Origin of the sequence: Longimicrobium sp. (assembly GCF_036554565.1) — a bacterium.
Classification (GTDB): domain Bacteria; phylum Gemmatimonadota; class Gemmatimonadetes; order Longimicrobiales; family Longimicrobiaceae; genus Longimicrobium.
Map to the genome: position 1 here is coordinate 1 of NZ_DATBNB010000900.1, position 8271 is coordinate 8271.

At 69.0% G+C, this 8271-nt stretch carries 10 protein-coding genes; all 10 read right to left on the reverse strand.

Annotated elements, in window-relative coordinates:
• The coding region (locus tag VIB55_RS25130; RefSeq protein WP_331879443.1) for a DUF3800 domain-containing protein at positions 1–270 on the reverse strand (270 nt) is incomplete at its 3' end.
• Between the two features lie 133 nt (positions 271–403).
• Complete coding sequence (gene gyrB / locus VIB55_RS25135) at positions 404–2368, reverse strand: DNA topoisomerase (ATP-hydrolyzing) subunit B (RefSeq protein WP_331879444.1); 1965 nt, start codon at positions 2366–2368, stop codon at positions 404–406.
• A 107-nt stretch (positions 2369–2475) separates the two neighbouring features.
• On the reverse strand, positions 2476–2805 hold the full coding sequence (locus VIB55_RS25140; protein ID WP_331879445.1) for a DUF721 domain-containing protein: 330 nt from the start codon (positions 2803–2805) through the stop codon (positions 2476–2478).
• Between the two features lie 83 nt (positions 2806–2888).
• A complete protein-coding gene (gene recF / locus VIB55_RS25145) occupies positions 2889–4013 on the reverse strand; it encodes a DNA replication/repair protein RecF (protein WP_331879446.1) in 1125 nt (374 codons plus the stop codon).
• A 35-nt stretch (positions 4014–4048) separates the two neighbouring features.
• On the reverse strand, positions 4049–4438 hold the full coding sequence (locus VIB55_RS25150; RefSeq protein ID WP_331879447.1) for a DUF5615 family PIN-like protein: 390 nt from the start codon (positions 4436–4438) through the stop codon (positions 4049–4051).
• Positions 4420–5118, reverse strand: coding sequence for a hypothetical protein (locus VIB55_RS25155; protein WP_331879449.1), 699 nt, complete (start codon positions 5116–5118; stop codon positions 4420–4422). Before VIB55_RS25155 ends, VIB55_RS25150 begins: the two co-directional genes overlap by 19 nt.
• A gap of 89 nt (positions 5119–5207) precedes the next feature.
• Complete coding sequence (locus tag VIB55_RS25160) at positions 5208–5732, reverse strand: methylated-DNA--[protein]-cysteine S-methyltransferase (protein WP_331879451.1); 525 nt, start codon at positions 5730–5732, stop codon at positions 5208–5210.
• 16 nt (positions 5733–5748) lie between these two features.
• Positions 5749–6573 carry an enoyl-CoA hydratase-related protein gene (locus tag VIB55_RS25165; RefSeq protein ID WP_331879452.1) on the reverse strand — a complete coding sequence of 275 codons (825 nt, stop codon included), beginning with the start codon at positions 6571–6573 and terminating at the stop codon, positions 5749–5751.
• A gap of 140 nt (positions 6574–6713) precedes the next feature.
• The gene (locus VIB55_RS25170; protein ID WP_331879453.1) at positions 6714–8039 is read right to left on the reverse strand and encodes a glycerate kinase; all 1326 of its coding nucleotides are present in this window, start codon (positions 8037–8039) and stop codon (positions 6714–6716) included.
• The coding region (locus VIB55_RS25175) for an NAD(P)-dependent oxidoreductase (RefSeq protein ID WP_331879454.1) at positions 8036–8271 on the reverse strand (236 nt) is incomplete at its 5' end. The genes VIB55_RS25175 and VIB55_RS25170, both read right to left, overlap by 4 nt.

The following is an 8271-nucleotide window of genomic DNA, read 5'->3' on the forward strand; positions in this document are numbered from 1 at the left end:
CCGTCGGTAGCGCGTAAAGTTATTGGTGGTGTACAGGGCAGATCCCTTCTTCTCCCAGGAGGAAGGGTCCTTGATGCGGTTGGCCCGGATCTCATCGGCGAGAAGCCAGGCCTTGTGCGCGAGGAAGAACTCTCCGAAGCCACGAACATCGCCGGCGGGCAAGAGAACACCCCCCAATCCGAAGATCGGGCTCGTCTTGTACTTGGAATGTTCTCGGCTGACGTACGGCCCGATGTGGCCGAACTCGTCGATGTACGCGAAGTAGAGCATGGCTGAATGCACGAAGGCCCGCGCATGCGCGGGCCTTCGGAATGAGAGCAACCCAGGTGCGGACCCGAGCCGCGTCTCGACAAGGAATATATCTGTACGCGAACCTCGACGCAACCATCGAGAGCGCGTGGCGTCACACGTCCAGGAAGCGGACGTAACGCGCGTTCTCTTCGATGAACTGGCGGCGGGGCTCCACCTCTTCGCCCATCAGCCGGGTGAACACGCTGTCGGCTTCCACCGCGTCCTCCATGGTCACCTGCAGCAGGGTGCGGGTGTCGGGGTCCATGGTGGTCTTCCACAGCTGCTCGGGGTTCATCTCGCCCAAACCCTTGTAGCGCTGCACGTGAATGCCGCGCTCGCTCTTGCCATCGCCGTCGCCGCCCTTGAAGCGGGCCAGGATGGTGTCGCGCTCGGCGTCGCTGTAGGCGTAGTGCTCCTGCTTGCCCTTCTTCACCAGGTACAGCGGCGGCTGGGCGATGTAGATGTAGCCCTCGTCCAGCAGCTGCCGCATCTGCCGGAAGAAGAAGGTCAGCAGCAGGGTGCGGATGTGGCTGCCGTCGACGTCGGCATCGGTCATGATGATGACCTTGTGGTACCGCGCGTTCGTCAGGCTGAACTCGTCGTCGCCGATGCCCGTGCCGATGGCGGTAATGATGGCGCGGATCTCGTCGTTGCTCAGCACCTTGTCGAAACGCGCCTTTTCGACGTTCAGGATCTTGCCCTTCAGCGGCAGGATGGCCTGGAACTCCCGCTTGCGCCCCTGCTTGGCGCTGCCGCCGGCGCTGTCGCCCTCCACGATGTACAGCTCGGTGAGCTCGGGGTTGCTCGACGAGCAGTCGGCCAGCTTGCCCGGCAGCACGCCCGTTTCCAGCGCGCTCTTCTTGCGGGTGAGGTCGCGCGCCTTGCGGGCGGCCTCGCGCGCACGGGCGGCCGAGATGGCCTTTTCGATGATCGCCCGGCCGATTCCCGGCGTTTCGTCAAGGAACTCGCTGAGCTTCTGGTTGACCACCGCCTCGACGGCGCCCTTCACCTCGCTGTTGCCCAGCTTGGTCTTGGTCTGCCCCTCGAACTGCGGCTCGCGCACCTTGACGCTGATGACGGCCGTCAATCCTTCGCGCACGTCGTCGCCGGAGAGCGCGTCGAGCCCGCCCTTCTTGAACAGGCCGGACTTGCGCGCGTACTCGTTGATGGAACGCGTGAGCGCCGCCTTGAACCCGGTGAGGTGGGTGCCGCCCTCGTGGGTGTTGATGTTGTTGACGAAGGTGAACGTGTTCTCGTTGTATCCGTCGTCGTACTGCAGGGCGATCTCGATCTCGGCCTCGGGGCGGCTGGCCTCGATGTAGATGACCTCGGCGTGCAGCGGCTTGCGGGTGCCGCGCAGGTGCTCCACGAACTCCCGCAGGCCGCCCTCGTAGTGGTACTCGTCCTTCCGCGTCTCCTGCCCCTCTTCCGTCCGCTCGTCGGAAAGCGAGATGAACACGCCCTTGTTCAGGAACGCCAGCTCGCGAAGGCGGTTGCTGAGCGTATCGAACGAATAGGTGGTCTCTTCGAAGATCTGCGGGTCGGGCTTGAAGGTGACGGTGGTTCCCGACTCCGTCGTATCGCCCGTAACCGTCAGCTCCTGCGTCTTGTCGCCGCGCGCGAACGCCATCTCGTGCACGTGCCCCTCGCGCTTCACCACCAGGCGAAGCCACTCGGAAAGCGCGTTCACCACCGACACGCCCACGCCGTGCAGGCCGCCCGAAACCTTGTACGAGCCGCCCTCCTGGTTTTCGAACTTGCCGCCCGCGTGCAGCACCGTCAGCGCCAGCTCCACCGCCGGCACCCCCTCGGTGGGGTGCATGCCCACGGGAATGCCGCGGCCGTTGTCGACCACGGTGATGCTGTTGTCGGCGTGGATGGTGACGTCTACCCGGTCGGCGAAGCCGGCCAGCGCCTCGTCGATGGAGTTGTCGACCACCTCGTACACCAGGTGGTGAAGGCCCCGCGCGCTGGTGGAGCCGATGTACATGCCCGGGCGCTTGCGAACCGCCTCCAGGCCCTTGAGCACCTGGATTTGCCCAGCGTTGTAATCGCTCTCTGCGCCGTTGATAGACATGGCCTCTGCGTGTTGCGGTTCTTGCGCTTCTACGACGGAATCGTCGGAATCTGCTGCCGTTTCAGTACACCGAAGCCCACCCGAACGTTCACGGTCCGGATGAGCTGTTACCGGCGTTCGCCGCTGGACATCACGAACACGATCTGCTCGATGCGGCCGTCCTTCTTGCCAGCGTTCACGTGCCGCATCAGGTCGTGCTTCATCATGTTCAGCTCCATCATCCACGCGCTGGTGCTGACGGCCACGAACAGGGTGCCCTCGGAAACGCGCAGCGGCTCGGTGACGGCGGCGATCCCCGGGCCCACGCGCTGCTCCCACTCGGGGATCACGGCGGCGGCCTCTACCTTGGGCGCCAGCCCGCTGCGGGTAAGGTAGCGCGCAAGGACGTCGCCCACGGCCTGGGGCTGTCCGGTGCTGGGCTCTCGCTTGCGGCTCACGGCGTGGGGATCTGGGGCGTGCAGGACGGAGGTACAATGTAGCATCGCGCGCGCGCGTACGAAACCGCGTACGCGCCCCCGCCTCATCCCGGGACGACGACGCCCTCGCGGATGCTCCAGCGGGGCAGCGTTTCACCGCGCAACTGGAAGTCGGTGGGCTTGGGGGAGGTCAGGATCACCTGCCCCCCCTCCTCGGCCTCGATCCAGTCCACGATGCGCTGCGAGCGGCCGGGGTCCAGCTCGGCGAACACATCGTCCAGCAGGATGATGGGCTCGCGGCCGCGCGCCTGGTGGATGGTCTCGGCCTCCACCATTCGCAGGGCGATGGCGCCCGTCCGCTGCTGCCCGCCGGAGCCGTAGGTGCGCAGTTCCAGCGTGCCGCTCTCGCCCTCCGTGGTGAAGCGCAGGTCGTCGCGGTGCGGGCCCACGAGCGTCATCCCGCGGCGGTGCTCGCGGTCCGCCGCCCGGGCCAGCGCCTCGCGGAAGGCGCCCGCGATCTCCCCCTCACCCTTGGCCTCGCCCATTTCGGGCGCGGAGGGCGCGTACGACATCCGCCCCGGCTGCCCGCCCGCCACGCGCTCGTAGTGGGTGCCGAAGCTGTTCGACCGCTCGGCCACCCAGCGGTCCCGCGCCGCCACGACCCGGCTTCCCGCCGTGACCAGCCCCTCGTCCCACACCTCCACCAGCGCGCGCGGGCTGCCCTTGCGCAGCAGCGTGTTGCGCTGGAAGAGCGTCTGCCGGTAGCGCTGCAGCGCGCCCAGGTAGCCGGGCTCCGCCAACGAAAGGACGAGGTCCAGGAAGCGCCGCCGGCCGCCCGGCCCGCCCGCCACGATCTCCACGTCCGACGGCGAAAAAATCACCGCCCCCACCTGCCCGAGGGCGCCGCCCAGCCGGTCAGGCTCGGCGCCGTTCACCGTGACCTTCTTCTTGCGCGCGCGCCGGTCGAACGCGGCCGAGACCGAGCGGTCCGCGCCCCGCGCGTCGGCCAGGCGCGCCTCGGTGCGAAAAACGTCCTCGCCGAAGCGAACCAGCTGCTCGTCGGGCGCACCGCGGAAGGATCGGAAGATTTCCAGGTAGTAGACGGCCTCGAGCAGGTTGGTCTTTCCCTGCCCGTTGTCGCCGACGATGGCGGCGCCCTGCGGCGGAAACTCCAGCACCTGCTCGGCGAAGTTCCGGTAGTTGCGCAGGTGCAGGCGGTGGAGGAACAACGGCGCGTGGGTGCGGGAAGGCGTGAGAGGCGTACTCAGCGAAGGCGGCGAACGCTGCGCTCGCCCACCTGGAACTGGAACGGCCGGCGCTCGCGCGACAGCCGCTTGATCTCGGGCCAGTGCTTGATCACCGTCTGCACGATCTGGCAGAGCCGCGGCGAGTTCTTTCCCGGCAGCAGAAAGAACGCTCCCACCAGGTGCTCGCGAAGCGCCGCCGCCTCGTGCACCTTGCGGGTGATGTTCACGTCGCGCGTAACGATGCACCACCCCCGCTCGCCGGCGTAGCGGATCCAGGTTTCGTCCGGCGTGGCCGGGGCAAAGAGCTCGTTGACGTGCTCCACCTGCTCGCCCAGGACGGTCAGTGCTTCGACCAGCCCGGGCGGCAGGTGGGCATCGAAGAGCAGGGTTACGCCGCCGCCCGCCATTCCTCGAACTGCACGGCGCGTTCAACCTGCGCGGGGGTGATCCGGTACATGGATGCCACGCGGTTCAGCGCCCGCCCCGCATCGTACTCCTGCTCGCCCGCGTACACGTCGGCCAGGGTGCGCGTGGGGATGCCCGCGTCGGCGAGCACGGGCGCCCCGAACGACACCTGGGGATCCACGACCACGCCGTTCTCGCGGCCCAGCGGCCACCAGCGCGTGGGCACGTCGGCCGGGTCGAAGTCCAGCTGCCCCAGGTACGGCTGCACGATGGGCTGAAAGGCGAGCTGGCCATGGCCCATCAGCGCCACCAGCGACTCGTCGCCCTGTACGTCGTCCAGCAGCGCGTAGATGCCGTGCGGATCGGCGAAGAACTTTCGCGTGGCGAACGGGTGCCCGGTGTCCAGCATGCGGGCGGCGACGCCCGCGGCTTCGTCGATCAGGTGCCACGGCGCGCCCGCCTTGCGGAACGCCTTGATGTACATCAGCTCCACGAGCTCGATGAACGTAAGCGCGCGCTGGCCCTCGATCTCGGGAAGCTCGGTGCGGATCAGCGCGGGGTAGCGCACGCGCTCGCCGTCGCGAACGCGCGAGTACCCGAACGCCCAGCGGCGCACCTCATCGGCAGGCGCCTTGAGGAGCGAGGCGGCTTCCGCGGGCGTGTAGATGCCAGTTCCAAGCATGTGCCCTCCCGGTCACGAGAAAAACCTACACAGCCAAAGATAACCCGAAACTCTCAGCGGCAAAAGGAAACATCGTGCTCGCACGCCGGTCAGAGCTCCACGCCCTCGTGGCGCAGCAGCCAGCGCTTGAGCGCCACGCCGTCTCCCTCCTCGGCCGAACCCATGTACCCGCCGATGCCCCCGTCGGACGAGAGCACGCGGTGGCAGGGCACGATGATAGGGATGGGGTTCCGCGCGTTTGCCTGACCGATCGCCCTCGCCGCCTTGCTGCGGATGGCCCGGGCGATGTCGGCGTACGAGCGCGTCTGCCCAAACGGAATGTCGCAGAGCGCGGCCCACACGCGCTGCTGGAACTCCGTGCCCTCGGCGCTCAGCGGCAGGTCGAAGTCGCGCCGGGTACCGGCGAAGTACTCGCGCAGCTGCTCGGCGATCCTCCACCCCATCGGGTCGTCGCGCGCGGGCTCTACGCGGGTGCCGGCGGGCGGGTGGTCGCCCTGCTCCCAGAACCGCACGGCGTTCAGCCCCTCGTCGGTGTACTCCACGAACAGCGGCCCCAGCGGCGACGACAGCAGCAGGCGATTCACCCGCGAGGTCGGCTCGATTCGCATCTTCATCGGCTTCCTTTTCCTTCTACCGGCCCGTGAACTCCGCCTTGCGCTTCTCGAGGAAGGCGGTCATCCCCTCGCGCATGTCGTCGGTGGCGGCGAGCAGGCCGAACAGGTTGCTTTCCATCGCCAATCCGTCGTCCAGCGACATCTCCATCCCGCGGGTGGTGCACTCGATGGCCAGCCCCAGCGCGATGGGGCCGTTGGCGATGATGGTGGCCATCATGAGGCGAGCCTCGGCCATCAACGCGTCCTTCTGGCTGGGCGCCTCCTGGCCCTCCGCCGCCTCGGGGCGCCGCACCAGCTTGTTCACCAGTCCGATGCGGTACGCCTCTTCGGCCTTGATGAACTGCGCCGTCAGCATCAGCTCCAGCGCGCGGCCCTTGCCCACGATGCGGGGCAGGCGCAGGGTGCCGCCGTAGCCGGGGATGATGCCCAGCTTTACCTCGGGCAGCCCGAACTGCGCGTTTTCGCTGGCGATGCGAAGATGGCAGGCGAGCGCCAGCTCGCATCCGCCGCCAAGCGCGAAGCCGTTGACGGCCGCGATCACCGGCTTGCGCGAAAGCTCGATCTGCCGGAACACGCGCTGCCCCAGGCGGCTGACGTCGATGCCGTCCACCGGCCCCATCTTCGCCAGCTCGGCGATGTCGGCGCCGGCCACGAAGCCCTTTTCGCCCACACCGGTCAGGATCACGCCGCGCACGTCGTCGCGCGCCGTGATCTCGTCCATCGCCTGGCCCAGTTCGCGGATGGTCTGCTCGTTGAGCGCGTTGAGCTTGTCGGGCCGGTTGATGGACAGCGTTGCGACCCGGTCCTGGACGTCGAGCTGAAGATTGCTGTATTCGGCCATGATGAAGGCAGTTCGTGAGTGCGAGGTGCGTGTGTGCGGAAGCGGCTTCCACAGGGCAACAAGCTACAGGGCGGACACCCTGAAAGCAACGCGCGTCGGAGGCGCCACAGGTGGGTTTGGGCGCCGGTCCATGGCGGGAATTACGGGGCGGGATCGACGAGAACGAGGACGACGTCGTTGACGTTGGTGCCCGTGGGGCCGGTGACGATCAGGTCTCCAGCGGCGTGCAGAAAGGTGTGGGAATCGTTGCGCCGCAGAGACTCGCGCGCGTCCAGCCCGCGGGCGCGTCCGCGGGCCACCGTGCCCCCGTCCGCGAACCCGCCCGCGGCGTCGGTCGGCCCATCGGTGCCGTCTGTGCCCATCGACGCGACCAGCACCCCGTCGTCGCCTTCCAGGTCGATGGCGGCCGAAAGCGCGAGCTCCTGGTTGCGTCCGCCCCGCCCGCGGCCGTGGACTGTCACCGTCGTCTCCCCGCCCAGCAGGAGCGCGACGGGCCGGTCCGGCCGCTCCGCGCGCGTGTTCCGGGCAAGGAGGCCCAGCTGCTCGCCCACGGAGCGCGCCTCGCCCTGCAGGTCGTCGGCCACGATTCGCGCGTGGTAGCCCAAGCGCTCCGCTTCGGCCACGGCTGCGTGCAGGGCGTCGGCGTTGCCGGCGATCACGTGCGCGGAGGCGTGGAGGAAAGCGGCATCGAACTCCTTGGGCGTTTCCGGCACCTCCCCCGCGTCGCCGGCCTGCAGGTGGGCGCGCACGGCGGGTGGAACCTGAACCTCATAGCGCAGAAGGACGTCCAGCGCGTCATCGTACGTCGTGGCGTCCGGCACCGTCGGGCCGGAGCCGATGGCGCTCAGGCTGCCGCCCACCACGTCCGAGATCGCCAGGGTAACGACGCGCGCCGGTGCCGCGGCGTGCGCCAGCCATCCCCCACCGATGCGCGACAGGTGCTTGCGGACGGCGTTCACCTCGCCGATGCGCGCGCCGCTGCGCAGCAGCCGCTCCGTCACCTCCCGCAGCTCCGAAAGCGCCACGCCCGTCACCGGCGCCGGCCAGAGCGCGGACGCGCCGCCGGAGAGCAGGCAGAGCACCAGGTCGCGCCGCCCCGCCGAGCGCGCCAGCCGCAGGGCATCCGCCGCCCCGGCCAGCCCACGCGTGTCGGGAACGGGATGCGCCGCCTCCCAAACTTCGATCTTCGGCAGTTCGGAGGCGTAACCATCCTTCGTCGTGACCGTCCCCGCGACGATGAGGTCGCCCAGCACCTCCAGCGCGCCGCGCACCATGCCGATGACCGCCTTGCCGGCCCCGATCACCAGCACGCGGTCGGTCCCGGCCAGGTCGATCTCCCGCTCTCCGCCGATCCGCAGGCGGCTCCCCTCGCGCTGGAGAGCGCGAACGACGGCGGCGCGCGGGTCCGCCGCGGCGACGGCCGCGTCCAGGATCACCCGGGCGTGCTCCCGAAGCGCCGTCGTCATCGTACGGGGGTCAGCGGGGGGTGCCCGGAGAGCACCGCGTGGGCGTTGCGCGCTGCCAGCATCGCCATCCGCGTCCGCGTCTCGAGCGTCGCGGAGCCCACGTGAGGAAGCAGGACCACATTGGGCAGATCCAGGAGCCCGGGGTGGATGCGCGGCTCGTGCTCGTAGACGTCCAGCCCGGCGCCGGCCAGCGGCCCGGCGCGCAGCGCATCCACGAGTGCCGCCTCGTCCA

Bases quoted from the DNA above. Each gene is read 5' to 3' on its own strand.
- VIB55_RS25165 (WP_331879452.1), bottom strand. From the start codon at position 6,573: ATGGCCGAATACAGCAATCTTCAGCTCGACGTCCAGGACCGGGTCGCA.
- VIB55_RS25160 (WP_331879451.1), bottom strand. From the start codon at position 5,732: ATGAAGATGCGAATCGAGCCGACCTCGCGGGTGAATCGCCTGCTGCTG.
- VIB55_RS25170 (WP_331879453.1), bottom strand. From the start codon at position 8,039: ATGACGACGGCGCTTCGGGAGCACGCCCGGGTGATCCTGGACGCGGCC.
- VIB55_RS25150 (WP_331879447.1), bottom strand. From the start codon at position 4,438: ATGGCGGGCGGCGGCGTAACCCTGCTCTTCGATGCCCACCTGCCGCCC.
- gyrB (WP_331879444.1), bottom strand. From the start codon at position 2,368: ATGTCTATCAACGGCGCAGAGAGCGATTACAACGCTGGGCAAATCCAG.
- VIB55_RS25155 (WP_331879449.1), bottom strand. From the start codon at position 5,118: ATGCTTGGAACTGGCATCTACACGCCCGCGGAAGCCGCCTCGCTCCTC.